This is a genomic window from Nocardioides okcheonensis, assembly GCF_020991065.1.
Classification (GTDB): Bacteria; Actinomycetota; Actinomycetes; order Propionibacteriales; family Nocardioidaceae; genus Nocardioides; species Nocardioides okcheonensis.
The window spans coordinates 714583-740724 of the sequence record NZ_CP087710.1 but is presented as its reverse complement, the minus strand read 5'-3'; the positions used below and the strand labels follow the sequence as shown (position 1 = coordinate 740724).

The window sequence follows — 26142 nt, the reverse complement described above, 5'->3', positions numbered from 1 at the left end:
ACCGTGCCGCCACGTCGACTCCGCCTGGACCAGGAGCTGGTCCGCCGTGGGCTCGCCCGCTCCCGCGAGCACGCCAGCGACCTCGTCGCCTCCGGTCGCGTGACCGTGTCCGGAGCCGTGGCGACCAAGGCCGCCACGGGTGTCACCACCGACGTCGCGATCGTGGTCCGCGACGACCCCGACCGGGTCGACTACGTGTCGCGCGGCGGGCACAAGCTCGCCGGTGCGCTCAGGGCGTTCGCGGCGTACGGGCTCGACGTGGAGGGCGCGCGCTGCCTCGACGCGGGCGCCTCCACGGGTGGCTTCACCGACGTCCTGCTGCGTGCCGGTGCCCGTGAGGTCGTCGCGGTCGACGTCGGCTACGGCCAGCTGGCCTGGTCGCTGCAGAGCGACGAGCGGGTGGTCGTCCACGACCGCACGAACATCCGCGAGCTGACCCCCGAGATCGTCGGCGAGCCCGTCGACCTGGTGGTCGGTGACCTGTCCTTCATCTCCCTCGCCCTGGTGCTCGACCCGCTCCTGTCGGTGACTCGGGACGACGGCGCGCTGGCCCTGATGGTGAAGCCGCAGTTCGAGGTGGGCAAGGACCGCGTCGGCAAGGGCGGGGTGGTGCGCGACCTCGCCCTGCGCGCCGAGGCGGTCACCTCGATCGCCGACCTCGCTGCCGCGCGCGGCTGGGGAGCGGTGGCGGTGACGGTGAGCCCGCTGCCGGGTCCGTCGGGGAACGTGGAGTTCTTCCTGCTGCTGCGGCGGCCCGCCGAGATCGGCGCCGACGACGTCCGCGCCGAGGTGGAGCGCGCGGCGTCGTTGGGGGTGGCGGGTGAGAGGGTGGACCCGTGACGACAGCCAGCCCCGGCCGCCGGGTCCTCGTGCTCGCCCACACCGGCCGCGCCGAGGTGCGTGACGTCGCCCGTGCGTGCGTGGGTGCCCTCAACGCGCACGGCCTCGCCGTCCGGCTGCTGGAGGACGAGGCCGCCGACCTGGGCCTGGCTCCGGACGACGGTCTCCTCGAGACGACCACGGCGCGTGACGTCCCCGGTGAGGGGTGCGAGCTCGCGCTCGTGATCGGAGGCGACGGCACCATCCTGCGCGCCGCCGAGCTGACCCGCGAGACCAGCACGCCGCTGCTGGGGGTCAACCTCGGTCACGTGGGGTTCCTCGCCGAGGCCGAGCAGGAGGACGTCGAGTCCACCATCGCGGCCATCGTGAACCGCGCCTACACCGCCGAGGACCGGCTGACCCTCGACGTGCGCGTCCTGCAGGGCAAGGAGGTCGTCGCCTCGACCTTCGCCCTCAACGAGGCGTCGGTGGAGAAGGCGTCGCGCGAGCGGATGCTCGAGGTGGTCGTCGAGGTCGACGGCCGGCCGCTGTCACGGTGGGGTTGCGACGGCGTGGTCTGCGCGACCCCGACCGGCTCCACCGCCTACAACTTCAGCGCAGGCGGACCGGTGGTGTGGCCGGAGGTCGAGGCCCTGCTGATGGTCCCGCTCAGCGCCCACGCGCTCTTCGCCCGGCCGATGGTGGTCGCCCCGACGTCGGTGCTGGCGGTCGAGGTGCTCTCGACCACGGCGAGCCCCGGCGTGCTGTGGTGCGACGGTCGCCGGACGGTCGACCTGCAGCCGGGCGCCCGCATCGAGGTACGGCGCGGCGAGCGCCCGGTGCGCCTGGTCCGGCTGCACCGCGCGCCCTTCACGGACCGACTGGTCGCGAAGTTCGACCTGCCGGTCGAGGGCTGGCGCGGCGCCGCCGAGCGCGAGCGCCGACGCCGGGACGGGAGCGACCACGATGCTTGAGGAGATCCGGATCAGCCAGCTCGGGGTGATCGACTCCTCGACCCTCGAGCTCGGACCCGGCCTGACCGTCATCACCGGTGAGACGGGTGCGGGCAAGACCATGGTCGTCACCGCCCTCGGTCTGCTGCTGGGCGGCCGCGCCGACAGCGGCGCGGTGCGCTCGGGGGCGAAGCAGGCGCGCGTCGAGGGCGTGGTGTCGCTCGCCGACCCGTCGGCCACGCTCGGGTCGTTCCGCGACGCCGTCGAGGACACCGGGGGAGAGGTCGAGGACGAGCAGGTCGTGCTCGCGCGCAACGTCGCCGCCCAGGGCCGCTCGCGCGCCTGGGTGGGCGGTGCGTCCGTGCCCGTCACCACCCTGGCCGAGGTCGCCGAGCCGCTGGTGGCGGTGCACGGCCAATCCGACCAGCACCGGCTGCTCAGGGCCGGGGCCCAGCGCGCCGCGCTCGACCGGTTCGGCGGGCCCGCCCTCGCGGCCACCGCGGCGGCCTACGCGGACCTCTGGGCCCAGCTCGCCCGGACCGAGCGCACCCTCGTCGAGGTCGTGGGCTCGGCGCGCGAGCGCGCCCGTGAGGCCGACCAGCTGCGCTTCGGCCTGGGCGAGGTGGAGGCGGTCGACCCGCGCCCGGGGGAGGACGCCGAGCTGGCGGCCGAGGAGACCCGGCTGGGCTTCGCCGACACCCTGCGCACGGCCGCAGAGACTGCACGCGAGGCGCTCTCGAGCGAGGACGGCGCTCCTGACGCGCTCGGCACGACGAGTGTCGCGCGCCAGGCGCTGGAGGGGGTGCGCGAGCACGACGCGACGGCCGGCGAGCTCGCCGACCGACTCGCCGAGCTCGGTCACCTGCTCGTCGACGTCGCCGGGGACGTGGCGTCGTACGCCTCGAGCCTGGACGTCGACCCGGCCCGCCTGGCCGCGGTCTCGGAGCGGCGTGCGGCCCTCAGCGCGCTGACGCGGAAGTACGGCGAGAGCATCGACGAGGTGCTGGCGTGGGCCGAGGACGGTGCCAAGCGGCTCCTCGACCTCGAGGACACCGACGGACAGATCACCGAGCTCGAGGCGCGCCGGGACCGGATCCGCGCGGAGCTGGGCACCCTCGCCGCCAAGCTCACCAAGCAGCGGGTGGCCGCGGCGAAGAAGCTCGGGAAGGCGGTCAGCGACGAGCTGACCTCGCTGGCCATGCCGCACGCGACCGTGTCGATCGCGGTGACGCAGGCGGAGCTGCCGGTCCCCGCGACTCCCGCCGGACCCCAGCTCCTCGTGGACGGCCGGTGGCTGCGGGGGACCGCGCACGGGGTCGACGAGGTGGAGCTCCTGCTCGCGGCGAACACCGGGGCCGACCCGCGGCCCCTGCACAAGGGGGCGTCGGGCGGCGAGCTCTCGCGCGTGATGCTGGCGCTGGAGGTGTCGCTGGCCGAGACCGGCTCGGTGCCGACCTTCGTGTTCGACGAGGTGGACGCGGGCGTCGGCGGCCGCGCCGCGATCGAGATCGGGAGGCGGCTCGCCGCCCTCGCCCGCTCCTCGCAGGTCCTCGTGGTGACCCACCTGCCCCAGGTGGCGGCGTACGCCGACCGCCACGTCGTCGTCCACAAGTCGAGCGACGGCTCGGTGACCACCTCGGGCCTGGTCACCCTCGACGAGGCCGAGCGCGAGCGCGAGCTGTCGCGGATGCTGGCCGGGGTCGAGGACTCCGACAGCGCCCGGGCCCACGCCCGCGAGCTCCTCGACGCCGCCGCGCCCGAGCGGGCGTGCCTCCCGGAAGGGCAGGCCCGCGGCTGACACCATGGCGCGGTCATGAAGTTCGCAGTCCGCACCCGTCAAGCCCCCGCCCCGCCCGGCGTGCACGGCACCGCCAGGCTCCACCGACGCACCGCCGCACTCCTCGGTCGGCTCGGTCCCGGTGACGTAGCCGTCCTCGACCACCTCGACCTCGACCGCGAGACCGCGCAGGCGCTGGTCGACGCGGGAGTCGTGGGCGTGGTCAACGCCGGACCGATGATCTCCGGCCGCTACGCCAACCTCGGCCCGCAGCTCCTCGTCGAGGCGGGGGTGGTGGTCGTCGACAACGCGGGCACGGAGGTCTTCGACCGGCTCAAGGACGGTGCCGGCGTCCGGATCCACGCGGGCGTGGTGCACGCCGGGGACACCCTCGTCGCCACCGCTCGCGAGCTGACCCCCGAGCTGGTGCGCAGCGAGATGACGGCTGCGCGCAGCGGTCTCGCTGCCCAGCTCGAGAGCTTCACCCACAACAGCACCGAGTTCCTCCGGCGCGAGCAGGACCTGCTGCTCCACGGCCACGGCGTGCCCCGCACGCAGACGTCGATGGCCGGGCGGCCGGTCGTGGTCGTCGTGCGCTCCCACGGCTGGGAGGCGGAGCTGCGCGGGATCAAGGCCTTCGTGCGCGAGCAGCGACCGGTGCTCATCGGCGTCGACCACGGCGCGGACGCGCTGGCCAGCGCCGGGCACCGCCCCGACGTCGTCGTGGTCACCGGCGGCACCGACGACCTGCCCAGCGGCGGGGTGCTGCGCAAGGCGCGCGACGTCGTCGTGCTGGTGGAGCGCGACGCCCCGCGCAGCGTGACCGAGAACTTCGAGCGGATGGGCATCCGCCCGCTGCGCTTCGAGACCTCAGCCACCACCGAGGACGCGGCGCTGCTCCTCGCCGCCGCCCGTGAGCCCGCGCTCGTCGTCGGTGTCGGCATGCACGCCACCCTGGACGAGTTCCTCGACCGGCGCCGCACGGGCCTCGCCAGCACCTTCCTGACCCGCCTCAAGCTCGGGCCCGACCTCGTCGACGCGGCCGCGATCCCGCGCCTCTACGACGGCGCGGTGCGCCCGCGCCACCTCCTGGGCGCGGTGGTCGCCGGCGTGCTCGCGGTCGCCGCGGCCATCAGCGTGACCCCCGTCGGCCAGCAGTGGGTCGACGACGCCACCCCCGTGGTCTCCCGGACCACCTCCGACCTGCTCGACGACGTACGAGGAATGCTCCCGTGATCACCCTGCGCCACCACGTCCTGACCATCGTCGCCGTCTTCCTGGCGCTCGCCGCGGGCATCGTGCTCGGCGGCGGACCGTTGTCCGACGTCGGCGCCTCCGTCGCGAGCACCGGCCAGGACGAGCCGGCGGCCGGGTCGGCGGACCAGGCCGGAGCGGCCTACGACGCGGCGTCGCTGGAGGCCCTGGCGCCCTCCTACGTCTCCGGGCGGCTCGCCGAGCGGTCGGTCGCCGTGGTGACGGTGCCGGGCGCCGACGAGCGGCTCGTGGGCGCGCTCTCGGACGGCATCGCCGCCGCGGGGGGATCGGTGAGCGGGCGCTACACGCTGACCGACGAGCTGGTCGACCCGGGCCAGAAGTCGCTCGTCGACACCCTCGGCAGCCAGCTGCTCACCCAGCAGGTGAAGGACGCGGTCCCGGCCGAGGCATCGACCTACGACCGGATGGGCCAGCTCCTCGGGCTCGCCGTGGCCACGAAGACGCCGGAGGGCGACGAGGTCAGCGGGAAGTCGCGCGCCGTCGTCGACGCGGTCACCGGTGCGGGGCTGCTGGGCGACCCCGGCGACGTAACGCAGCGCGCGCCGCTCGTGCTCCTCGTCCTCGGACCCGACGCGCGCGACGACGGGTCCGACGCCGTGCTCGCCGGCCTCGTGGAGGGCCTCGCGGCCCAGGCCGTCGGTGTCGTGGTCGCCGGGACCACCGCCGACGGCGGCGCCGGCCAGCTCGGGCGGCTGCGCGCCGACCCGGCCGCGACCGCGGTCGCGACCGTCGACGGCATCGACACCCCGGCGGGCCGACTGGCGACACTTCTCACACTCCAGCGCTCGTTGAGCGCACCCGGCGGCGCGTTCGGTGCGTCGGGTGCGGACGGCGCCCTTCCTCTCGGGTAGGATCGAAGCCCGTGAAGAGCCCGACGCCGACCAAGCACGTATTCGTCACCGGAGGCGTCGCCTCCTCGCTCGGCAAGGGGCTCACCGCCTCCAGCCTGGGCAACCTGCTGAAGTCGCGCGGTCTCCGCGTGACGATGCAGAAGCTCGACCCGTACCTCAACGTGGACCCGGGCACGATGAACCCGTTCCAGCACGGTGAGGTCTTCGTGACCAACGACGGGGCGGAGACCGACCTCGACATCGGTCACTACGAGCGGTTCCTCGACACCGACCTCAACCAGATCGCCAACGTCACCACCGGGCAGGTCTACTCGTCGGTGATCGCCAAGGAGCGCCGCGGCGACTACCTCGGTGACACCGTCCAGGTGATCCCGCACATCACCAACGAGATCAAGGACCGGATCCTCGCGATGGGCGGGCCGGACATCGACGTGGTCATCACCGAGGTCGGCGGCACCGTCGGCGACATCGAGTCGCTCCCGTTCCTCGAGGCCGCCCGGCAGACCCGCCACGAGATCGGGCGGGACAACTGCTTCTTCATCCACGTCTCGCTGGTGCCCTACATCGGTCCGTCCGGCGAGCTGAAGACGAAGCCGACCCAGCACTCGGTGGCCGCGCTGCGCTCGATCGGCATCCAGCCCGACGCGATCGTCTGCCGCGCCGACCGCGAGCTGCCCGAGGGCATCAAGCGCAAGATCGCGCTGATGTGCGACGTCGACGACGACGCCGTCGTCACTGCCGCCGATGCGCCCTCGATCTACGACATCCCGAAGGTGCTGCACCGCGAGGGCCTCGACGCCTACGTCGTACGCCGTCTCGACCTGCCGTTCCGCGACGTCGACTGGACCACGTGGGACGACCTGCTGCGCCGGGTGCACCACCCGTCGGAGGAGGTGACGGTCGCGCTGGTCGGCAAGTACATCGACCTGCCCGACGCGTACCTCTCCGTCAGCGAGGCCCTGCGCGCCGGCGGCTTCGCGCACGAGGCCAAGGTCAACATCCGCTGGGTCGCCTCCGACACCTGCGACACCGAGGCGGGTGCCGCCAAGCAGCTCGGCGACGTCGACGCCGTCCTGGTCCCCGGCGGGTTCGGGGTGCGCGGCATCGAGGGCAAGCTCGGCGCGCTGCGCTACACCCGTACCCACGGCATCCCGACCCTCGGGCTGTGCCTGGGCCTGCAGTGCATGGTCATCGAGTACGCCCGCAACGTCGCCGGGCTCGAGAAGGCCGGGTCGACCGAGTTCGACCCGGACACGGTCGAGCCGGTCATCTCCACGATCGAGGAGCAGAAGAAGTACGTCGAGGGTGCCGGCGACCTCGGCGGCACCATGCGCCTGGGGCTGCAGCGGGCCGAGCTCGCCGACGGCAGCGTGGTGCGCGCCGCGTACGGCTCCGGCACGGTCGAGGAGCGGCACCGCCACCGCTACGAGTTCAACGACGCCTACCGCGAGACCCTCGCGGAGGCCGGGCTGGTCTTCTCCGGCATCAACCCCGAGCTCGGCCTCGTCGAGTTCGTCGAGCTGCCGGCCGACGTGCACCCGTACTACGTCGCGACCCAGGCGCACCCCGAGCTGCGCTCGCGGCCGACGCGCCCGCACCCGCTGTTCGCCGGGCTGGTCGGCGCGGCGATCGAGAGGCAGCGCTCGGAGCGGTTCCCGCTCGACGAGTCAGGGCTGCGCCGCAAGGACGACGCGGCGGATTCCTGACGCTCGACTGGGCGGACTTGTCAGGCTCTTCCTGAACATGTCAGGCCGTGCACGGCCTGACATGTTCAGCGATCCCCGGTCAGCCGGGGATCGCTGAAACTGCGCGAGGAAGTGCCCGGTCGGCGCGTTCCAGCGCGAGGAAGTGCCCGGTCAGAGGCGGCGGGCGGCGAGGATCCGGCCGAGCACGAACGCGTTCGAGCGCAGCTGGTTGCGGGCGTAGGCCATCAGCGTGGTGTCGTCGGCCGCGGCCTCCGCGGCGGCGAGGAACGCCTCGTCGCCGGCGCCGAGCGGGAACATCGCGCGGATGGTGAGGCCCTGGTTGAGCAGACCGCCCTTGAGCGTGTGCAGCTCCTCGAGGTACCGGTGGGTGAACGGGGCGAGGAGGTCGGCCTGGCCGGGGCGCCAGAACGTCGACCCGAGCACCAGCGTCTCGCGGCTGGCCGGGACGGCGTAGTCGACGAAGAACGCCTTCCAGACCTCCTCCTTGGCCTCGAGCGTGGGGTGGGCCGCCAGCACGGCGAGCCGGCGCATGCCGGCGTCGGGGTCGGGGTCGCTCTCGAGCAGCCGCGCCACCAGGTCCTCGTCGAGGTCGCCGAGCTCGGAGCGCCGCACGGCGCAGCGCCAGGCCAGGTCGAGGTCGCTCGCCTGCTCGACGGCCCGGTCGAGGACCGCCCAGTGCTCGTCGGTCGAGGCGGACGCGGCGAGGGTGCGCAGCGCAGCCTGGCGGGCGTCGGGGACGTCGACGAGGGCGAGGACCGCGTCGGCGAGGCCGCGCAGCAGGTCGGGTGACTCGGCGGCGGGCGCCCAGCGGTCGGCGACCAGCAGCGCCTGGGCGAGGAACGGCTCGATGAGCGCGGGGCTGGTCTCGCTCGCCAGCGCCCGGGAGAGCGCCGCCGCGACGTCGCGCGGGGGCACGTCACCGAGCAGCAGGAGCTGGCCGGCGGTGGCCGCGACGAGGGACCGGTCCAGCGGGTCGTCGAGCTGGTGGACCCGCTCCAGCATCAGTCGGAGGGACGCGGCGTCGGGCTTGACGGCGGCGAAGGTGAGGTCGCCGGCGTTGAGCAGGCGCAGGTCGCCGGCGGGCAGGTCCACGGGGGTGGAGGTGCCGCTGATCTCGACCGAGGTGCGCCCGACGGGGGCGAGGCCGTCGTCGGTGGCGTCGAAGACCGCGACGTCGAGGCGGTGCGGCCGCGGCTCCTGGTCGTCGGGGGTCTGCACGACGAGCGCGTCGCCCTCCAGCGAGATGACGTCGGTGCCGGCCTCGTCGAGCCAGGCCTTCGTCCACGCGGACAGGTCGCGGCCGGAGGCGCGGGAGTAGCACTCCATCAGGTCGTCGAGGCGGGTGTTGGTGAAGGCGTAGCGGGCGAAGTAGTCGCGCAGGCCCTCCACGAACGCGTCCTCGCCGATGTAGGCGACGAGCTGGTGGAGCACGCTCTGGCCCTTGACGTAGGTGATCGCGTCGAAGTTCGACATCGCCGACGACACGTCCGCCACGTCGCCACGGATCGCGTGGCGGGCGGGGCTCATGTCCATCTCGTAGGCGGTCCGCTTGCCGGCGGCGAGGAACGTGGCCCACTGGTCGGTGAACTCGCTCGCCCCGGCCATGCCCCAGTTGGCCGCCCACGAGGCGAAGGCCTCGTTGAGCCACAGGTCGTCCCACCACTGCATGGTCACGAGGTCGCCGAACCACATGTGGGCCATCTCGTGGAAGATGAACTCCGCTCGCACGCCGCGCTGCGCGTGGGTCGGGGGAGTGCGGAACAGCTGGCCGTCGCCGTAGGTCACGCAGCCCCAGTTCTCCATCGCGCCGCCGAGGTTGGGCACGAAGACCTGGTCGTAGCGCTCCTGCGGGAACGGGAAGGCGAACCGCTCGCCGAAGAACGCCAGGCCCTGCCGGGTGAGGGTGACGAGCTCGTCGAGGTCGCGCTCGAGGACCGGCACCAGCGACTGGCGGCAGTAGAAGCCGAGGTCGTGGCCGTCGTGCTGGCGGCGCACCTCGTGGAACGGACCGGCGTTGACCACCACGACGTAGGTCGACAGGCGCGGGGTATCGGGGTAGGTCCACACGCGGGCGTCGGCTCCGTCGGCGTCGACCACGGACTCCGGCGCCCCGTTGGAGGTGACGAGCCACGACGACGGGGCGGTCACGACGAAGCGGTGGGGGGCCTTGAGGTCGGGCTGGTCGAAGCACGCCCAGACCCGGCGGGCCTCGTCGGGCTCGAGGCTGGTCCAGACGTAGACCAGCTTGTCGGTCGGGTCGACGGTGCGCAGGATGCCCTCGCCCGAGGACGTGTTGGTGGTGCTGGCCTCGACGACCAGGACGTTGTCGGCCGCCAGCCCCGGCAGCGGCAGGCGTCCGTCGGCGCAGGTGGAGACGTCGAGGTCGGTGCCGTTGAGCGTCGCCCGCGCGACGTCCATCGCGACGTCGACGAAGGTGGTGGCGCCCGGCTCGGAGCAGGTGAAGGTGATCGTGCTCGTCGAGGCGAACAGCTCGCCCTCGAGCAGCCCGGTCATGTCGACCGCGATGTCGTAGCGCTGCACCTCCAGCAGCGCGGAGCGGGCGGCGGCTTCGTCCTGGGTCAGGCTCGACAACGTCAACGTCATGAAGGTGACGCTACTCACTCCGCGGGCCGCGCTAGCGTGCGGGGCATGACTGACCCGAGCGCTGGACCTCCCGTCGACGAGCTCTCCGACCGGCCGATGTCCTGGCCGGTGGTCTCCACCCGGGACCTGCACCGCGACGACTGGGTCGTCGCGCTGCGCGAGGACGTGATCACCCGGCCCGGCCACCCCGAGCAGTTCAGCCGGATCAGCCTCGAGCACCCGGGCGCGGTCGTGGTGCTGGCCGTCGACGACGACGAGCGGGTGATGTGCCTGCGCCAGTACCGCCACACCACCACCCACGAGTTCGTCGAGCTGCCGGCAGGCCTGCGCGACGCGGGCGACGAGCCCGCGGTGGAGACCGCGGCGCGCGAGCTGCGCGAGGAGGTCGAGCTCGAGGCGTCGCGCTGGCGGCGGCTGCTCAGCACGTACGCCAGCGCGGGCGTCAGCGAGGAGGTGCACGAGATCTTCCTGGCCCGCGGGCTCAGCCACGCGCCCCGCGGCGACTTCGAGATGCGGCACGAGGAGGCGGAGATGGAACGCTTCTGGGTGCCGTTCGCAGAGCTCCTCGACGCGGTGCTCGAGGGCCGGGTCCGGCAGGGCCCGCTGGTCCAGGCCGTGCTCGCCTACGAGGTGCACCGGCAGCGCGGGACCCTCGACGCCGGGTGAGCGCGATCCGGAGTAGTCTCGCTCCCGCTGTGAGGCGAGCCACACCCGTGGCCCCTCTCTGATCCCTGAGGAGCAAGGCAGATGAAGGTCGGAGTCCCGAAGGAAGTCAAGAACCGCGAGTACCGCGTGGCCCTGACCCCGATCGGTGTGCACGAGCTGGTCCAGCACGGCCACGAGGTCGTGATCGAGAAGTCCGCCGGTGTGGGCTCGCAGATCCCGGACGAGGAGTACGTCGCGGCGGGCGCCACGATGCTCGACACCGCGGACGACGTGTGGGGCACCGCCGACATGGTCCTGAAGGTCAAGGAGCCGGTCGCGGAGGAGTACGCCCGGATGCGGGAGGGCCAGACCCTCTTCACCTACCTCCACCTCGCCGCCGACAAGCCGCTGACCGAGGAGCTCATCGCCCGCAAGGTCACCGGCATCGCCTACGAGACCGTCCAGCTGCCCTCCGGCGGTCTCCCGCTGCTCTACCCGATGTCCGAGGTCGCGGGCTGCCTCGCCCCGCAGGTCGGCGCGTACTCGCTGATGAAGGCCAACGGCGGCCGCGGCGTCCTCATGGGCGGTGTCGGCGGCGTGGCCAACGCCAAGGTCGTCATCATCGGCGCCGGCGTCTCGGGCCAGAACGCCGCGAACATCGCGCTCGGCATGGGCGCCGACGTGACGCTGCTCGACACCGACCTCGACAAGCTCCGGATGTCGTTCTGGCGCTACAACAACCGCGTCCACGGTCTCGCCTCCTCCAAGCTCGCGATCGAGCAGCAGGTGATGGAGGCCGACATGGTCATCGGCGCCGTGCTGATCCCCGGCGCGGCCGCGCCCAAGCTGGTCACCAACGACCTGGTCTCGCGGATGAAGCCGGGATCGGTGCTCGTCGACATCGCCATCGACCAGGGCGGCTGCTTCGAGGACTCGCACGCCACGACCCACGACGACCCGACCTACGAGGTCCACGACTCGGTGTTCTACTGCGTGGCGAACATGCCGGGTGCGGTGCCGAACACCTCGACCTACGCCCTGACCAACGCCACGCTGCCCTACGCCGTCGCGCTGGCGGACAAGGGCTGGCAGCAGGCGCTGCGCGACGACCGCAGCCTCGCGCTCGGCCTCAACACCCACGACGGCCACCTCACCAACGCGCCCGTCGGCGCGGCCGTCGGCATCGAGTCGGTCGACCTGGACAGCGTCCTGGGATGATCCCGGGGTGAGCGCGGGGGCGACACCGGGACGAGCCGCCAGGACCTACCTCGACCACCTCGCGGTCGAGCGCGGCCTGGCGGCCAACACCCTCAGCTCCTACCGCCGCGACCTGTCTCGCTACCAGGAGTTCCTGGCCGGGCAGGGCGTCGACGACCTGGACGCCGTCACCGAGGCGACGGTGACGGCGTTCCTGGTGAGCCTGCGCGAGGGCAGCGACGGGCACCCGCCGCTGAGCGCGACCTCGGCGGCGCGCACGGTCGTCGCGGTCCGCGGCTTCCACAGGTTCGCGGTGTCCGACGGGCTGGCCGTCGCCGACCCGGCGGCCGCGGTGAAGCCACCGTCGCCGACCAAGCGGCTCCCGAAGGCACTGCCGCTGTCGGACGTCGAGGCGATCCTGGAGGCCGCCGGCGCGCCGGAGACGGTGCTGGCGCTGCGCGACCGGGCGCTGCTGGAGGTCCTCTACGGCACCGGCGCGCGGATCTCCGAGGCCGTCGGGCTCGACGTCGACGACCTCGACACCGTCGACGGCACCGTCCTGCTGCGCGGCAAGGGCGGCAAGGAGCGGCTGGTACCGGTCGGGGGCTACGCCCGCGACGCGGTCGCGGCGTACCTCACGCGGGGCCGGCCCGAGCTGGTCGGCACCGGTCGCGGCGGTCCGGCGATGTTCCTCAACTCCCGCGGCGGGCGACTGTCGCGGCAGAGCGCGTGGGCGGTGCTGGTCAAGGCGGCGGAGCGGGCGGGGGTGACGGCGTCGGTGTCGCCGCACACGCTGCGGCACTCCTTCGCGACCCACCTGCTCGACGGCGGCGCGGACGTCCGGGTGGTGCAGGAGCTGCTCGGCCACGCGTCGGTGACCACCACGCAGGTCTACACGCTGGTCACGGTCGACAACCTGCGCGAGGTGTTCGCGACCGCGCACCCGCGGGCGCGGGACTGACGGCGGCTTCGCCGGCCCGGGAGCCGGGTGGTTGGATCGGTGCATGCCGGACCGCGTACGCCTCGACACGCTCGTGCCGGCCGGGACGGACCCCGACGACGTCTACGACGCCTTCAGCCGGTGGGCGGCCGACCGTGGCGTCCCGCTCTACCCCCACCAGGACGAGGCGGTCATCGAGCTGCTCGGGGGCAACCACGTCGTGCTGGCCACCCCGACCGGGTCGGGGAAGTCGATGGTCGCGATCGGCGCGCACGCCGCTGCCCTCGCGCGCGACGAGGTGAGCTTCTACACCGCCCCGATCAAGGCGCTGGTGAGCGAGAAGTTCTTCGCGCTGATCGAGGTCTTCGGCGCCGACAACGTCGGCATGCTCACCGGCGACGCGGCCGTCAACCCGGACGCGCCGATCATCTGCTGCACCGCCGAGGTGCTCGCCAACATCGCGCTGCGCGAGGGCCGGTCGGCCGACGTCGGCCTGGTGGTCATGGACGAGTTCCACTTCTACTCCGAGGGCGACCGCGGCTGGGCCTGGCAGGTGCCGCTGCTCGAGCTGGTGGACGCCCAGTTCCTGCTGATGTCGGCCACGCTCGGTGACGTCTCGTTCTTCGTCGAGGACCTGCTGCGCCGGACCGGTCGGGACACGGCGGTGGTCGACGACGCCGAGCGCCCGGTGCCGCTGAGCTTCCGCTGGTCGATGGAGCCGCTGGACGACACGCTCGAGGAGCTCGTGACCACCGGCCAGGCCCCGGTCTACGTCGTGCACTTCACCCAGGCGGCGGCGGTCGAGCACGCCACGAACCTGCTGAAGTCGAGACTGGTCTCGGCCGGCGGGGGCCTCACGGTCGACAAGGATGCGATCGCCGAGCGGATCGGTGCGTTCCGCTTCGGCGCGGGCTTCGGCAAGACGCTCTCCCGGATGGTCCGCAACGGCATCGGCGTCCACCACGCGGGCATGCTGCCGAAGTACCGCCGGCTCGTCGAGACCCTCGCGCAGGCCGGACTGCTCCGGGTCATCTGCGGCACCGACACGCTCGGTGTCGGGATCAACGTCCCGATCCGCACCGTGCTGTTCACCGGTCTCGCGAAGTTCGACGGCAACCGCCAGCGGGTGCTGCGCACCCGCGAGTTCCAGCAGATCGCGGGTCGTGCCGGCCGCGCCGGCTACGACACGGCCGGCTACGTCGTGGTGCAGGCGCCGGAGTTCGTCATCGAGAACGAGCAGCAGAAGGCCAAGATCGCCGCGCGCCAGGCCGCGGGGAAGAAGAAGTCGAAGGCGCAGCTCAAGAAGGCCCCCGAGGGCACGGTCGTGTGGACCGAGCAGACCTTCGACAAGCTGGTGGCGGGCGTGCCCGAGCGGCTGGTCAGCCGGATGAAGGTCGACAACGCGATGCTGATCAACGTGCTGTCGCGCGAGGAGGACGCCGTCGCGGTGCTGCGCCGGCTCACCACCGACAACCACGAGGACGCCCGCGGACGGGTCCGGCTCGCGCGGCGGGCGCTGCGACTGTCGCGCTCGCTGCTGCGCACCGGCATCGTCACCCGCCTCGACGAGCCGGACGAGCACGGCCGCCGGTTCGTGCTGACCGAGGCGCTGCCGGACGACTTCGCCCTCAACCAGCCGCTCGCCCACTTCGCGCTGGCGGCCTTCGACGTCCTCGACCCGGAGTCGGAGACCTACGGCCTCGACGTGGTCTCGGTCGTGGAGGCGGTCCTCGAGGCGCCGCGCCAGATCCTCATGGCCCAGCAGCACGCCGCCCGCGGCGACGCGATCGGGGAGATGAAGGCCGACGGGCTCGAGTACGACGAGCGGATGGCGCTGCTCGAGGAGATCACCTGGCCGCAGCCGCTGCGCGAGCTGCTCGAGGCGCTCTACGAGACCTACCGCCAGACCCACCCCTGGCTGCCGGACGACGCCCTCGGGCCGAAGTCGGTGGTGCGGGAGATGTGGGAGAACGGGATGGGCTTCACCGACTTCGTCTCGCGCTACCAGCTGGCCCGGTCGGAGGGACTGGTCCTGCGCTACCTCACCGACGCCTACCGCACGCTGCGCCAGACGGTGCCGGAGGCGCACCGGGCGCCCGAGGTGGAGGACGTCATCGAGTGGCTGGGGGAGACGGTCCGCCAGACCGACTCCTCGCTGCTCGACGAGTGGGAGGCGCTGTCGGACCCCGACCACGCCTCGAGCGCCGTCTCGCACCACGAGCCTCCTCCGCCGCCGCGCCCGCTCTCGCGCCAGGACCGGCCGTTCCGCGTGATGGTGCGCAACGCGATGTGGGCCCGGGTGGAGGCGGTCGCGCGCGACGACCTCAACACCCTCGTACGCCTCGAGCGGGCCGCGGCCGACCGCACCGACCCGCCGCGCGAGGTCGTCGTGGGCCGCTCGGTGTGGGACGCCGCGCTCGAGGACTACTACGCCGAGCACGACCGCGTGCTCACCGACGCCGACGCACGCGGCCCCGACCTGCTGGTGGTGGGGGAGGAGCGCACCGGCGAGCCGGTCGGCGCCGAGGAGGGCACCGAGGCCCGCCTGCGCGACGTGCGCCAGACCCTCCACGACCCCGAGGGCGACCACGACTGGGTGATCGAGGCGGTCGTCGACTGCGACGCCACCGACGCCTCCGGCGAGCTGGTCCTGGCGACCGTCGCGGTACGTCGCCTCGGCGGCTGACGCCCTGCACAGGTTCGTCCACAGCCCGGCCGGTCCCTGTGCACGGGACCGTGCCTCCGTGCACAGCACACCGCCCCTGCCTGTGGGACCACGGGTCGGTGTTGGAGGTGCCGCGGGGGTGGTCCTAGAGTCGCGCGAAGGCGTTCTCGGAACTGTCGACGTGTCGACAAAGTCCCGGGTGCCGGGCGTGGTCCAATCGGAGCAGACGTCGATGCGTGAGGAGCGGACATGAGCGGTGCCGGATTCCCGGGTTCGGGTGACGTCGGGAGCAACGCGGCGCAGATGCCGCCGCTGGTCCGACCACCGCAACCCGGCGCCCGCACCAGCCCCGCCACCTCCGCCGGCCACCAGCCGGGTCCTTCCCCCCGAGACGAGCACACCGTGACGCAGCCCATCCCGTTCGAACGCCCCCTGGTCGAGGAGGTGCCGGCGGCCGACGTGCCGATGGGCCCCACCGGCCGGCCGATGCCGGTGTTCCCGGAGCCGGTGGCGGTGCGCGAGCACGGCGGCGCGCGGGTGATCTCGATGTGCAACCAGAAGGGCGGCGTCGGCAAGACCACCACCACGATCAACCTCGGCGCCTCGCTCGCCGAGTTCGGCCGCCGGGTGCTGCTCGTCGACTTCGACCCCCAGGGCTCCCTGTCGGTGGGCCTGGGGCTCAACCCCCACGAGATGGACCTCACCATCTACAACCTGCTGATGGACCGCGAGGTGGCCGTCGACGAGGTCGTCGTCCCGTCCGGCATCGAGGGCATGGACCTGCTGCCCTCCAACATCGACCTCTCCGCGGCCGAGGTCCAGCTCGTGCACGAGGTGGCCCGCGAGCAGACCCTCCAGCGCGTCCTCGCGCCGGCGCTGGAGCACTACGACATCATCCTCATCGACTGCCAGCCCTCGCTCGGCCTGCTGACGGTCAACGCGCTCACCGCCTCCGACGGCGTCATCGTCCCGCTCGAGTGCGAGTACTTCGCGCTGCGCGGCGTGGCGCTGCTCAAGACCACCATCGACAAGGTGCGCGAGCGGCTCAACCCCAAGCTGGAGATCGACGGCGTCCTCGGCACCATGTTCGACGGCCGTACGCTGCACAGCCGCGAGGTGATGGAGCGGCTCGTCTCGGCCTGGGGCGACAAGGTCTTCCACACCGTCATCCGCCGGACCGTGAAGTTCTCCGACGCCACCGTCGCGGGCGAGCCGATCACGTCCTACGCGTCGTCGTCGACCGGCGCCGACGCCTACCGCCAGCTCGCGAGGGAGGTGCTCACCCGGTGGCCCGCCGAGTGAGCATGCCGGCCGCGGACGACCTGTTCCGGCCGACCTCCCCGGCTTCGCCGGCCCCGGCCGAGCAGGGCCCTCGACGGGTGCGCGCGGTCGTCGAGGAGACCGAGCCCGGGCCGCGACGCCCCAGCGGCCGGGTGCGCCACGACGAGAAGATGACCGTCTACGTCACCGCCGACGAGCTGCTCGACATCGAGCACGCCCGACTGACCCTGCGTCGCGAGCACGGCCTCGCGGTCGACCGCGGGCGGCTGGTGCGCGAGGCGCTCGCCCTCGTGCTCGCCGACCTCGAGGCGCAGGGCGTCGACAGCCCCCTGGTGCAGCGGCTCCTCGACGAGTGAGCGCACCCGCCGACCAGGCGACCGAGGCGCCCGCGTTCGCCGTCCGTCTCGACAACTTCGAGGGCCCCTTCGACCTGCTGCTGGGGCTCATCGCCAAGCACAAGCTCGACATCACCGAGGTCGCGCTCTCCCAGGTCACCGACGAGTTCATCGCCCACGTCAAGGCGCTCGGCGACACCTGGGACCTCGAGCAGACCACGTCGTTCCTCGTCGTCGCCGCCACCCTGCTCGACCTCAAGGCGGCGCGGCTGCTGCCGCAGGGCGACGTGGAGGACGAGGACGACCTCGCGCTGCTCGAGGCCCGCGACCTGCTCTTCGCGCGGCTCATGCAGTACCGCGCCTACAAGCAGGTCGCCGCGGTGCTGGAGCGGCGCCTCGCCGCGGAGGCGCTGCGCCACCCCCGTGCCGTGGGCCTCGAGGAGCGCTTCGCGACGCTGCTGCCCGAGGTGCTGATCGGCGTGGGGCTCGAGCAGTTCGCCCAGCTCGCGGCCCGGGCCATGGAGCCCAAGCCGGTGGTGGAGGTCTCGCTGCAGCACATCCACGCCGCCAAGGTGAGCGTGCGCGAGCAGGCGCAGCTCGTCGTCGACCGGCTCCGCCGCAGCGGCACCCTGACGTTCCGCGCGCTCTGCGGTGACTCGCCGGACCGGCTCACCACCGTGGCGCGGTTCCTGTCACTGCTCGAGCTGTTCCGCGAGGGAGCCGTCGCCTTCGACCAGGTGACGCCCCTCGGCGAGCTCACGGTCCGCTGGACCGGCGCCGAGGACGGCGACGTCGACATCCACGACGAGTTCGACGGTGCCCCGCCGGCGGACGATGATGAGGGCGGGGCGCCCGAGGCGGACGCCCCCGAGGAGGAGCAGTGAGCGACCAGCCGGATCCCGTGGGTGAGCCCGCGGAGCCCGACACCCTCGACGTCGCGGTCGTCGAGCTGCGACCGGCGCTCGAGGCGATCTTGATGGTCACCGACGAGCCGCTCGACCGGGTGCGGCTCGCGTCGGTCGTCGGGCACCCCGTCGCCGACGTCGAGGCCGCGCTGCAGGAGCTCGCCGCCGAGTACACCGCGCAGGGTCGCGGGTTCGACCTGCGCCAGGTCGGCAACGGCTGGCGGTTCTACTCCCGCCCCGAGCTCGCCGCGGTGGTCGAGTCGTTCGTGCTCGACGGTCAGCAGGCACGCCTCACCCAGGCCGCGCTGGAGACGCTGTCGGTCGTGGCCTACCAGCAGCCGGTGTCGCGGGCCAGGGTGTCGGCGATCCGCGGCGTCAACGTCGACGGCGTGATGCGTACGCTGCTCAGCCGCGGCCTCGTCGAGGAGGCCGGGCAGGACGAGCACAGCGGCGCCCACCTCTACCGGACCACCTCCTACTTCCTCGAGCGGATCGGCGTCACCTCGCTCGACGAGCTGCCCGAGCTCGCGCCGTACCTCCCCGACATGGAGGACCTCGAGGACGAGCTGGCCAGCGTCGCCGGTCTCGACTCGCCGCCCCCCGACCCCGGCAGCCCGGCTCCGGCCGAGCCGGTCGCCGAGCCCGCACCCACCCCCACCCACCACCCCTCCTCGCACAGCGGCTCCGGCACGGAGCCCGACGGCGGGACGGAGATCTCATGAAGCCGCACGACGCCCCCGACAACGACCAGCCCGCCTCCCAGCGGCCCGACACCGACGCCGACGGCCTGATCCGGCTGCAAAAGCTGCTGGCCCAGTCGGGCGTGGCGAGCCGCCGCAAGTGCGAGGAGCTGATGCTCGACGGGCTCGTGGAGGTCGACGGCGAGGTCGTCTCCCGGCTCGGCACCAAGGTCGACCCGCGCACCGCGGTGATCCGGGTCGAGGGCAAGCGGCTGCCGCCGATCAGCGACAAGGTCTACCTGGTGCTCAACAAGCCGCGCGGCGTGGTGTCGACGATGTCGGACCCCGAGGGACGGCGCACGCTCGGCGACCTGGTCGCGGACCGGCCCGAGCGGCTGTTCCACGTCGGCCGGCTCGACACCGACACCGAGGGCCTGATCATCCTCACCAACGACGGCGACTTCGCCCAGCACCTCGCCCACCCCTCCCACGAGGTCGACAAGACCTACGTCGCCGAGGTGGACGGGGAGGTCCACGTCCGCACCGTGCGCGAGCTGCTCGCCGGCGTCACGCTCGAGGACGGTCCCGTCACGGTGACCCGTGCGCGGGTCCTGGGCGGCGACCCTCGTCGCGAGGGCAGCAAGCGGTCGATCGTCGAGCTCACCATCCACGAGGGCCGCAACCGGATCGTGCGGCGGCTGCTCGACCACGTCGGCCACCCGGTGCGCCGGCTCACCCGCACCGAGATCGGGCCGGTCACCCTCGCCCGGCTCCGCTCGGGCGAGATGCGCGAGCTCACCGTCGCCGAGCTCGGCGGACTGATGGACGACGCCCACCTCTGAGCGGGGTCCGTGGAGCGCCGCCCCGGGCGCGCGTACGGTGGCTGGATAGCTCCCGTCCACCCGGCGCTGACGCCGTACGTCGTCTCGATGACGGCCTACGACGTCCGCCACGCGGCGTCGTCGGGGGTGCACCTCGGGATGCCGTCCACGGAGCTCACGTTCGTGCTGCCGCTCGACGACCCGCTGGACGTGTCGTGGGACGGCGACCCGTCCTCGCGCACCACCGTCTGGGCCTCGGTGTCCGGGCTGCACACCCGCGCGGCGCACATCCACCACGGACCGCGCCAGCGCGGCATCCAGCTGGCGCTGACCCCGGCGGGCGCCCGCGCCCTGTGGGGCGTGCCGGCCGCCGCGCTGTCGGGGAGCCTGCTCGACGTGCACGAGGTGGACCGCGCCTGGGCGGACCTGCCGGAGCGGCTCGCGGTCGCGACGTCGTGGGGCGAGCGGCTGCACCTGGTCGAGGCGACGCTGGTCGAGGCGCTCCGGCGGCACGCAGGGCCCGGTCCCCGACCGGAGGTGGCGCGGGCGATGGCGATGCTCACCCGCGGCGCACGGGTCGACGACACGGCACAGGACGTCGGCTTCAGCAGGCGTCGCCTCTCGACCCTCGTGCGTGACGAGGTGGGCGTCACGCCGAAGCAGCTGCAGCGCCTGGCGCGGTTCGCCGACGCCCACCGGCGGATGCGCACGGTCGTGCTCACCGGCGAGGGCACGGTCGCGTCCGTCGCCGCCGCGTCGGGCTACGCCGACCAGGCGCACCTCGCGCGGGAGTGGCACGCCCTCGCCGGGTGCAGCCCGACCGAGTGGGCGAGGCGGGAGTTCCCGAACGTCCAAGCCGTGGCCCTCGCGCCCGAGGAAGGGTGAGGACCGCCGGAACCCTCCGGCGACGACACGAGGAGCAGCGACCGATGACCGACGTCTCCCGCACCACCCTCTGGCACACGTTCTCCGTCCGCGACGCCGACGCCATGACGGCCTGGCTGGCCGCCGTCGGCTTCACCGAGCACGCCACCTACCGCGACGATCAGGACGCGCGGATCGTGGTGCACGCCGAGTGGGCGTGGCCCGGCGGCGGCGGCATCATGTTCGGCTCGGACCGGCCCGACGCGGCCATCGCCGGCACCGGACCCGCAGCGGCGTACCTGGTCACACCCGACCCGGACGCGGTCTTCGCCGCCGCGGTGGCGGCGGGCGCGACCGTCGTGCGGCCGATGGAGGACCACGACTACGGCGGGCGCGGCGGCAGCGTCCTCGACCCGGAGGGCAACCACTGGTCCTTCGGGGACTACCAGCCGGCCTGAGCACGGCAGGCGAGACACCACCTCGGACCGGGTGGCCGGCTGGCCTAGGGTTCTGCCATGGCAGTACGGGCAGTGCGAGGGGCCACCCAGCTCGACGAGGACACGCGCGAGCACATGCTCGACCGGGTCGCCGAGCTCGTCACGGACGTGATGGCCGCCAACGACCTCGAGGTCGACGACTTCATCTCGATCATCTTCACCGCCACCAGCGACCTCACCAGCGAGTTCCCGGCCTACGCCGCGCGCCAGCTCGGCTTCTCGGACGTGCCGCTGGTGTGTGCCCGCGAGCTGGAGATCGAGGGCTCGATGCCCCGCGTGGTGAGGCTGATGGCCCACGTCGAGACCGACCTGCCGCGCGCGGACGTCACCCACGTCTACCTGCACGGCGCGGCCAACCTGCGCCGGGACCTGACCCGCACCACCAGCCATGACTGAGCCGGCCGGTCCGGGGGAGGTCCCGGGGCCGGTCCTCGTCGTCGGCACGGGCCTGCTGGGCACGTCCCTGGCGCTCGCCTGCCGCCGCGCCGGGGTGGACGTGCTGCTCGACGACGTGTCGTCGGAGCACCTGCGCACCGCGTCGGGGCTCGGGGCGGGCCGCCCGGTGCTGGAGGGCGACCGGCCGCGGCTCGTGGTGGTGGCGACGCCGCCGCAGCACCTCGCGGTGAGCATCCGGGCCGCGCTCGACACCCACCCGGAGGCGGTCGTCACCGACGTCGGGAGCGTCAAGGAGGCGCCGCTGGCGGCGCTGCGCGCGAGCGGTGAGGACGACCTCGAGCGCTATGTCGGCGGGCACCCGATGGCCGGCAGCGAGCGGTCCGGCCCCCTGGCGGCGAGCGCGGCGCTGTTCGACGGCCGTCCGTGGGCGGTCACGCCGCACGAGCGGTCCGCCCCGCGGCCGCCGACGCGGTCGAGGCGCTCGCGCGGCTGTGCGGCGCGGTCCCGACCCGGCTGTCCCCGGCCGACCACGACCGCGCCGTCGCGCGTACGTCCCACCTGCCGCACCTCGCGGCCGTCCTGGTCGCCGGCCGGCTCGCCGACGCCCCCGCCGCCCACCTCGCGCTGTCGGGGCAGGGCGTGCGGGACGTGACCCGGGTGGCCGCGAGCGACCCGGCGCTCTGGCTGGAGATCCTGGGCGCCAACGCGTCCGCGGTGCTGGACGTGCTCGGCGAGGTGCGCGCCGACCTCGAGGCGCTCATCGGCGCCGTCGCGGTGCCGGGCTCCGACGACCTGACCGCGATCCTGGCGCGCGGCAACGCGGGCACGGCGGCCATCCCCGGCAAGCACGGCGGGCCGGTGCGGCCGACCCGGTCGGTGTTCGTCTCGGTGCCCGACCACCCGGGCGAGCTGGCGCGGCTGTTCGGCGACGCCGGTGAGGTCGGCGTCAACATCGAGGACGTCCACATCGACCACGACCCCGGACGACCCGTGGGTCTCACGGAGCTGGTGGTGGAGGAGGGGCGCGCCGAGCACCTGCTGGAGGCTCTCGAATCCCGCGGGTGGACCACCCACCGGTAACCTTCTCGCCCGTGAGCAGCGCCGAGACCAGCCCCACCGCCCATCTCGTCGTCGCCGTCGACGGCACCTCGGGCTCGGGGAAGTCCAGCACGTCGCGCGGCGTCGCCGACCGGCTGGGCCTGCGCTACCTCGACACGGGCGCGATGTTCCGCGCGATGACCTGGTGGCTGCTGCGCGAGGGCGTCGACGTCCACGACGCCGCCGCGGTGGCAGCGGCCGCGGGCAGGCCCCGCATCGAGTCGGGCACCGACCCGCTCGCCCCGACGATCACGGTCGACGGCATGGACGTCTCGGTGGAGATCCGCACCGACGAGGTCAACGCCGCGGTCAGCCCGGTCAGCGCCGTCCCCGCCGTCCGCAGCCGGCTGCTCGACCTCCAGCGCGAGGCGATCGGTGCGGGCGGCATCGTCGTCGAGGGGCGCGACATCGGCTCGGTCGTGTGGCCGCAGGCCGAGGTCAAGGTCTACCTGAGCGCCGACCCCGACGCCCGCGCCGCCCGGCGCGCCGCGGAGGAGGGTGGCTCGGACCTGGCCACGACGCAGCAGTCGCTGCTCGAGCGCGACCGGATCGACTCGGGCCGGGCCACCGCGCCACTGACCATGGCCGAGGGCGCCGTCCACGTGGACAGCACGCACCTCACCCTGGTCGAGGTCATCGACCGCATCGTGGGGCTGGCCACGCAGGCGACCCACGAGGACGCGTGAGCGCCGCGGACCTGCCGGCGAGCAGCGCGGAGCACCCTCCCACCCGGATGCTGCACGGGCTGCGCCCGCTGTCGGCGTGGCTGCTGCGACGGCGTTGGCCGGTGCGGGTGCACGGCGCGGAGCACCTGCCCGCCCGGGGAGGCGCGATCCTGGCGGCCAACCACGTCGGCGCGATCGACGGGCCGCTGCTGGCGATCTTCGCCCCGCGGCCGGTGCACGCCCTGACCAAGCAGGAGATGTTCTCCGGGCGGCTCGGCGGCTTCCTGCGCGGGGCCGGCCAGGTGCCCCTCGACCGGTTCCACCCCGACCCGGCCGCCATCCGCTCGTGCCTGCGGGTGGTGCGCGACGGGGGAGTCGTGGGCATCTTCCCCGAGGGCACCCGCGGCGCTGGTCGGCTGGACCGGTTCCACCACGGTGCGGCCTACCTCGCGCTGGTGACCGGAGCCCCCGTCGTGCCGGTCACGATGATCGGCACCCGGCCGCCCGGCGGCGGCAGCAACGCGCTCCCACCCCGCGGCGAGCCGATCGACCTCGTGCTCGGCGAGGCGTGGCGCACGGCACAGCAGCCGTGGCCGCGCACGCGGGAACACGTGGCCGCGACGTCGGTGTTGTTGCGGGGACACATGCTGTCCGAGCAGGACGGCGCCCTCTCGCGGACGCGGCGATCCTTGCCCGGGCCCCTTCCTGCGGGACAATCCGAGGACGACCCCGACACCGGGCTCGTCGAGCACCCCAGAGAGCTGTGAGCACGCATGAGTGAGTACGACGCCACCAGCGTCGAGTCCGCGGACCCGACCGACCCCGCCGGGCCCGCCCCGGTCCTCGCGGTCGTGGGCCGCCCCAACGTCGGCAAGTCGACGCTGGTCAACCGGATCATCGGTCGCCGCGAGGCCGTCGTGGAGGACCGGCCCGGTGTGACCCGCGACCGTGTCTCCTACGACGCCAACTGGAACGGGCGCGTCTTCACCGTGGTCGACACCGGCGGCTGGGACCCCGACGCCCGTGGCCTCGCGGAGCGGATCGCCGGCCAGGCCGAGGTCGCGGTGTCGCTGGCCGACGCGGTGCTCTTCGTGGTCGACGCGACCGTCGGGATCACCGACGCCGACGAGGCCGTGGTGCGGATCCTGCGCAAGTCCGGCAAGCCCGTCGTGCTCGCCGCCAACAAGGTCGACGACCAGCGCACCGAGGCGGAGGCGTACGGCCTGTGGAACCTCGGGCTCGGCGAGCCGTACGCGGTCTCCGCCCTGCACGGACGCGGCTCCGGCGACATGCTGGACGCGATCCTCGCGGCGCTGCCGGAGACCCCGGCCGAGACCTTCGAGGAGGTCGGCGGCCCGCGGCGGATCGCGATCGTCGGCAAGCCCAACGTCGGCAAGTCGTCGCTGCTCAACATGCTCGCCAAGGAGGACCGCGTCGTCGTCGACGACGCCTCCGGCACGACCGTCGACCCGGTCGACGAGCTGATCCAGCTCGGCGACCGCACCTGGCGCTTCATCGACACCGCCGGCATCCGCAAGCGGGTCAACCAGGCGTCGGGCCACGAGTACTACGCCTCGCTGCGCACCACGACCGCGATCGACCGCGCCGAGGTGGCCGTCCTGGTCCTCGACGCCAGCCAGACCGTCTCCGAGCAGGACATGCGGATCATCCAGACGATCCGCGACGCCGGTCGCGCGATGGTGATCGCGTTCAACAAGTGGGACCTCGTCGACGAGGAGCGCCGCTACTACCTCGAGCGCGAGATCGAGCGCGACCTCGTGCAGCTGCAGTGGGCGCCGCGGATCAACTTCACGGCCCGCACCGGCTGGCACGTCGACCGGCTCGTGCCGGCGATCGACAAGGCGCTCGAGGGCTGGGAGACGCGCATCGGCACCGGTGCGCTCAACACGTTCCTCGGTCGCCTGGTGTCCGAGCACCCGCACCCGGTGCGCAGCGGCAAGCAGCCGAAGATCCTGTTCGCGACGCAGCCCTCGACCGCGCCGCCCACCTTCGTGCTGTTCACCAGCGGCAAGCTGGACGCGGCCTACGAGCGCTACATCGAGCGCCGCCTGCGCGAGGAGTTCGGCTTCGTCGGCACGCCGATCGTGATCGAGCAGAAGCCCCGCGAGAAGCGCAAGCGCTGAGCGACGTCAGGGTGTGACGCCGGCCTCGACGAGCCAGTCGTAGGGGTCGATCGGCGAGCCGCCGTCGGGGCGTACCTCCAGGTGCAGGTGCGGCCCGGTGGCGTTGCCGCTGTCGCCGACGGCGCCGATCGGGTCAGCGGCGTCGACCGCCTGGCCGACCGAGACGTCGGTCGCGCTCTGGTGGCAGTACCAGACCTCGGTGCCGTCCGGGAGCGTGACGACGGTCCGCAGCCCGTAGGGACCCGCGTCCGCCACCTCGGTCACGGTGCCGGCAGCGACGGCGACGATCGGCTCGCCGGTCGCCGCGCCGAAGTCCTGACCGCCGTGCTCGGCCTCCCACAGCGGCCCGGTCAGGCCGAAGCCCGCGGACAGCGAGTAGGACGCGAGCGGCAGCACCGCCGCCACCTGGTCGGGATCGCCGGTCCACCCGTACGTCGCGAGGACCCGCTGCCGCCCGAGCAGGGCCCGGTCGCGGGCGTCGGCGCGGCGGTTGAGCGCGGCCAGCGACCGCTGCCGCTCGCGGAGGCGTCGCTCGAGCAGCGTGGTCTCCGACCGGCTCGTCTCCTCCCGCACGCTCGACTCCGGCGCGGCGTGGGCGCGGGGAGCGGCGAGCGACAGGCCTGCCGTCACGGCGACGACAGCGAGCAGCAGGCCGGCCGGACGGGGGATGGCTGGCACGGAGTCCTCCAGGGGGTGGAGCATCCATGCTCGGGCGGGGTGTCGGGGACGTCCGGGGATCTGCCCGAAATGGCCCGGTCGGGCGCACCGAAGCGGCCCGTACGGACCATCCGCGGGTCGATTCAACGGGGCCGTTGGTCCTGCGGTAGTGTTCCCCTCGCTCCGCCGGCCTCGCGCCGGGAGCACTCGGGCTGTAGCGCAGCTTGGTAGCGCACCTGACTGGGGGTCAGGGGGTCGCAGGTTCAAATCCTGTCAGCCCGACCGAAATGAAGCCCCTGACCTGCGAAAACGCGGGTCAGGGGCTTCGTCGTTCTTGAACCAGATACCGAGATGGGACGTTTATGGG

General features: G+C 73.3%; 25 protein-coding genes and 1 tRNA gene. 24 read left to right on the top strand and 2 right to left on the bottom strand.

Annotated elements, in window-relative coordinates; all coding sequences use genetic code 11:
* The first annotated feature begins 3 nt into the window (after window positions 1–3).
* The 6 genes from LN652_RS03285 to LN652_RS03260 are packed head-to-tail and all read left to right on the top strand — an operon-like array spanning window position 4 to window position 7381.
* Window positions 4–840 carry a TlyA family RNA methyltransferase gene (locus tag LN652_RS03285; RefSeq protein ID WP_230443275.1) on the top strand — a complete coding sequence of 279 codons (837 nt, stop codon included), beginning with the start codon at window positions 4–6 and terminating at the stop codon, window positions 838–840.
* Window positions 837–1793 (top strand): NAD kinase, encoded by a 957-nt coding sequence (locus tag LN652_RS03280; RefSeq protein ID WP_230443274.1) that lies wholly within the window; start codon window positions 837–839, stop codon window positions 1791–1793. Before LN652_RS03285 ends, LN652_RS03280 begins: the two co-directional genes overlap by 4 nt.
* Window positions 1786–3570 carry a DNA repair protein RecN gene (gene recN, locus LN652_RS03275; RefSeq protein ID WP_230443273.1) on the top strand — a complete coding sequence of 595 codons (1785 nt, stop codon included), beginning with the start codon at window positions 1786–1788 and terminating at the stop codon, window positions 3568–3570. Before LN652_RS03280 ends, recN begins: the two co-directional genes overlap by 8 nt.
* Window positions 3571–3585: 15 nt before the next feature.
* Window positions 3586–4785, top strand: coding sequence for a putative cytokinetic ring protein SteA (steA, locus tag LN652_RS03270; RefSeq protein WP_230443272.1), 1200 nt, complete (start codon window positions 3586–3588; stop codon window positions 4783–4785).
* On the top strand, window positions 4782–5675 hold the full coding sequence (locus LN652_RS03265; RefSeq protein WP_230443271.1) for a copper transporter: 894 nt from the start codon (window positions 4782–4784) through the stop codon (window positions 5673–5675). The genes steA and LN652_RS03265 overlap by 4 nt, the downstream gene beginning before the upstream one ends.
* Window positions 5676–5686: 11 nt before the next feature.
* Window positions 5687–7381: a CTP synthase gene (locus tag LN652_RS03260; protein WP_230443270.1), complete on the top strand. Its 1695-nt coding sequence runs from the start codon at window positions 5687–5689 to the stop codon at window positions 7379–7381.
* A gap of 150 nt (window positions 7382–7531) precedes the next feature.
* On the opposite strand, the gene pepN is transcribed toward LN652_RS03260, so the two are convergent.
* Window positions 7532–9985 carry an aminopeptidase N gene (pepN, locus tag LN652_RS03255; protein ID WP_230443269.1) on the bottom strand — a complete coding sequence of 818 codons (2454 nt, stop codon included), beginning with the start codon at window positions 9983–9985 and terminating at the stop codon, window positions 7532–7534.
* Between the two features lie 45 nt (window positions 9986–10030).
* Between pepN and LN652_RS03250 the strand changes: the two genes are divergently transcribed.
* The 17 genes from LN652_RS03250 to der all read left to right on the top strand — a co-directional run bounded on the left by LN652_RS03250 (window position 10031) and on the right by der (window position 25118).
* On the top strand, window positions 10031–10651 hold the full coding sequence (locus LN652_RS03250) for an NUDIX domain-containing protein (RefSeq protein WP_230443268.1): 621 nt from the start codon (window positions 10031–10033) through the stop codon (window positions 10649–10651).
* An 81-nt stretch (window positions 10652–10732) separates the two neighbouring features.
* Entirely contained in the window at window positions 10733–11848 is a 1116-nt protein-coding gene (gene ald / locus LN652_RS03245; RefSeq protein WP_230443267.1) for an alanine dehydrogenase, read from the top strand.
* Window positions 11849–11855: 7 nt separating this feature from the next.
* On the top strand, window positions 11856–12788 hold the full coding sequence (gene xerD, locus LN652_RS03240) for a site-specific tyrosine recombinase XerD (RefSeq protein WP_230443266.1): 933 nt from the start codon (window positions 11856–11858) through the stop codon (window positions 12786–12788).
* A gap of 43 nt (window positions 12789–12831) precedes the next feature.
* Window positions 12832–15453: a DEAD/DEAH box helicase gene (locus tag LN652_RS03235; protein ID WP_230443265.1), complete on the top strand. Its 2622-nt coding sequence runs from the start codon at window positions 12832–12834 to the stop codon at window positions 15451–15453.
* Window positions 15454–15834: 381 nt separating this feature from the next.
* Complete coding sequence (locus LN652_RS03230; protein WP_456238075.1) at window positions 15835–16734, top strand: ParA family protein; 900 nt, start codon at window positions 15835–15837, stop codon at window positions 16732–16734.
* A gap of 2 nt (window positions 16735–16736) precedes the next feature.
* Entirely contained in the window at window positions 16737–17069 is a 333-nt protein-coding gene (locus LN652_RS03225) for a hypothetical protein (protein WP_407941543.1), read from the top strand.
* Window positions 17066–17932: a segregation and condensation protein A gene (locus LN652_RS03220; protein ID WP_230443263.1), complete on the top strand. Its 867-nt coding sequence runs from the start codon at window positions 17066–17068 to the stop codon at window positions 17930–17932. The genes LN652_RS03225 and LN652_RS03220 overlap by 4 nt, the downstream gene beginning before the upstream one ends.
* On the top strand, window positions 17929–18675 hold the full coding sequence (gene scpB / locus LN652_RS03215; protein WP_230443262.1) for an SMC-Scp complex subunit ScpB: 747 nt from the start codon (window positions 17929–17931) through the stop codon (window positions 18673–18675). Before LN652_RS03220 ends, scpB begins: the two co-directional genes overlap by 4 nt.
* Window positions 18672–19475, top strand: a complete 804-nt coding sequence (locus LN652_RS03210; RefSeq protein WP_230443261.1) for a pseudouridine synthase — start codon at window positions 18672–18674, stop codon at window positions 19473–19475. The genes scpB and LN652_RS03210 overlap by 4 nt, the downstream gene beginning before the upstream one ends.
* A 9-nt stretch (window positions 19476–19484) precedes the next feature.
* Window positions 19485–20339 carry a helix-turn-helix domain-containing protein gene (locus tag LN652_RS03205; protein ID WP_230443260.1) on the top strand — a complete coding sequence of 285 codons (855 nt, stop codon included), beginning with the start codon at window positions 19485–19487 and terminating at the stop codon, window positions 20337–20339.
* Window positions 20340–20383: 44 nt separating this feature from the next.
* Window positions 20384–20776 (top strand): VOC family protein, encoded by a 393-nt coding sequence (locus LN652_RS03200; RefSeq protein WP_230443259.1) that lies wholly within the window; start codon window positions 20384–20386, stop codon window positions 20774–20776.
* 57 nt (window positions 20777–20833) lie between these two features.
* Window positions 20834–21211 (top strand): chorismate mutase, encoded by a 378-nt coding sequence (gene aroH / locus LN652_RS03195; protein ID WP_230443258.1) that lies wholly within the window; start codon window positions 20834–20836, stop codon window positions 21209–21211.
* Window positions 21204–21863, top strand: a complete 660-nt coding sequence (locus tag LN652_RS21995) for a prephenate dehydrogenase/arogenate dehydrogenase family protein (RefSeq protein ID WP_329958454.1) — start codon at window positions 21204–21206, stop codon at window positions 21861–21863. Before aroH ends, LN652_RS21995 begins: the two co-directional genes overlap by 8 nt.
* Window positions 21770–22291 carry a prephenate dehydrogenase dimerization domain-containing protein gene (locus LN652_RS21845; RefSeq protein ID WP_329958484.1) on the top strand — a complete coding sequence of 174 codons (522 nt, stop codon included), beginning with the start codon at window positions 21770–21772 and terminating at the stop codon, window positions 22289–22291. Before LN652_RS21995 ends, LN652_RS21845 begins: the two co-directional genes overlap by 94 nt.
* A gap of 11 nt (window positions 22292–22302) precedes the next feature.
* Window positions 22303–22995, top strand: coding sequence for a (d)CMP kinase (gene cmk / locus LN652_RS03185; RefSeq protein ID WP_230443257.1), 693 nt, complete (start codon window positions 22303–22305; stop codon window positions 22993–22995).
* Window positions 22992–23741, top strand: a complete 750-nt coding sequence (locus LN652_RS03180; RefSeq protein ID WP_230443256.1) for a lysophospholipid acyltransferase family protein — start codon at window positions 22992–22994, stop codon at window positions 23739–23741. The genes cmk and LN652_RS03180 overlap by 4 nt, the downstream gene beginning before the upstream one ends.
* Before the next feature lie 6 nt (window positions 23742–23747).
* Window positions 23748–25118 carry a ribosome biogenesis GTPase Der gene (gene der / locus LN652_RS03175; protein WP_230443255.1) on the top strand — a complete coding sequence of 457 codons (1371 nt, stop codon included), beginning with the start codon at window positions 23748–23750 and terminating at the stop codon, window positions 25116–25118.
* A 6-nt stretch (window positions 25119–25124) separates the two neighbouring features.
* Here der and LN652_RS03170 read toward each other — a convergent pair whose 3' ends face one another.
* Window positions 25125–25796 carry a M23 family metallopeptidase gene (locus tag LN652_RS03170; protein WP_230443254.1) on the bottom strand — a complete coding sequence of 224 codons (672 nt, stop codon included), beginning with the start codon at window positions 25794–25796 and terminating at the stop codon, window positions 25125–25127.
* A 187-nt stretch (window positions 25797–25983) separates the two neighbouring features.
* On the opposite strand from LN652_RS03170, the gene LN652_RS03165 reads away from it, so the two are divergent.
* A tRNA-Pro gene (locus LN652_RS03165) sits at window positions 25984–26057 on the top strand.
* Window positions 26058–26142: the final 85 nt, after the last annotated feature.

Bases quoted from the DNA above. Each gene is read 5' to 3' on its own strand.
- recN (WP_230443273.1), top strand. From the start codon at position 1,786: ATGCTTGAGGAGATCCGGATCAGCCAGCTCGGGGTGATCGACTCCTCG.
- steA (WP_230443272.1), top strand. From the start codon at position 3,586: ATGAAGTTCGCAGTCCGCACCCGTCAAGCCCCCGCCCCGCCCGGCGTG.
- pepN (WP_230443269.1), bottom strand. From the start codon at position 9,985: ATGACGTTGACGTTGTCGAGCCTGACCCAGGACGAAGCCGCCGCCCGC.
- LN652_RS03250 (WP_230443268.1), top strand. From the start codon at position 10,031: ATGACTGACCCGAGCGCTGGACCTCCCGTCGACGAGCTCTCCGACCGG.
- ald (WP_230443267.1), top strand. From the start codon at position 10,733: ATGAAGGTCGGAGTCCCGAAGGAAGTCAAGAACCGCGAGTACCGCGTG.
- LN652_RS03235 (WP_230443265.1), top strand. From the start codon at position 12,832: ATGCCGGACCGCGTACGCCTCGACACGCTCGTGCCGGCCGGGACGGAC.
- LN652_RS03225 (WP_407941543.1), top strand. From the start codon at position 16,737: ATGCCGGCCGCGGACGACCTGTTCCGGCCGACCTCCCCGGCTTCGCCG.
- LN652_RS03210 (WP_230443261.1), top strand. From the start codon at position 18,672: ATGAAGCCGCACGACGCCCCCGACAACGACCAGCCCGCCTCCCAGCGG.
- LN652_RS03200 (WP_230443259.1), top strand. From the start codon at position 20,384: ATGACCGACGTCTCCCGCACCACCCTCTGGCACACGTTCTCCGTCCGC.
- aroH (WP_230443258.1), top strand. From the start codon at position 20,834: ATGGCAGTACGGGCAGTGCGAGGGGCCACCCAGCTCGACGAGGACACG.
- LN652_RS21995 (WP_329958454.1), top strand. From the start codon at position 21,204: ATGACTGAGCCGGCCGGTCCGGGGGAGGTCCCGGGGCCGGTCCTCGTC.
- der (WP_230443255.1), top strand. From the start codon at position 23,748: ATGAGTGAGTACGACGCCACCAGCGTCGAGTCCGCGGACCCGACCGAC.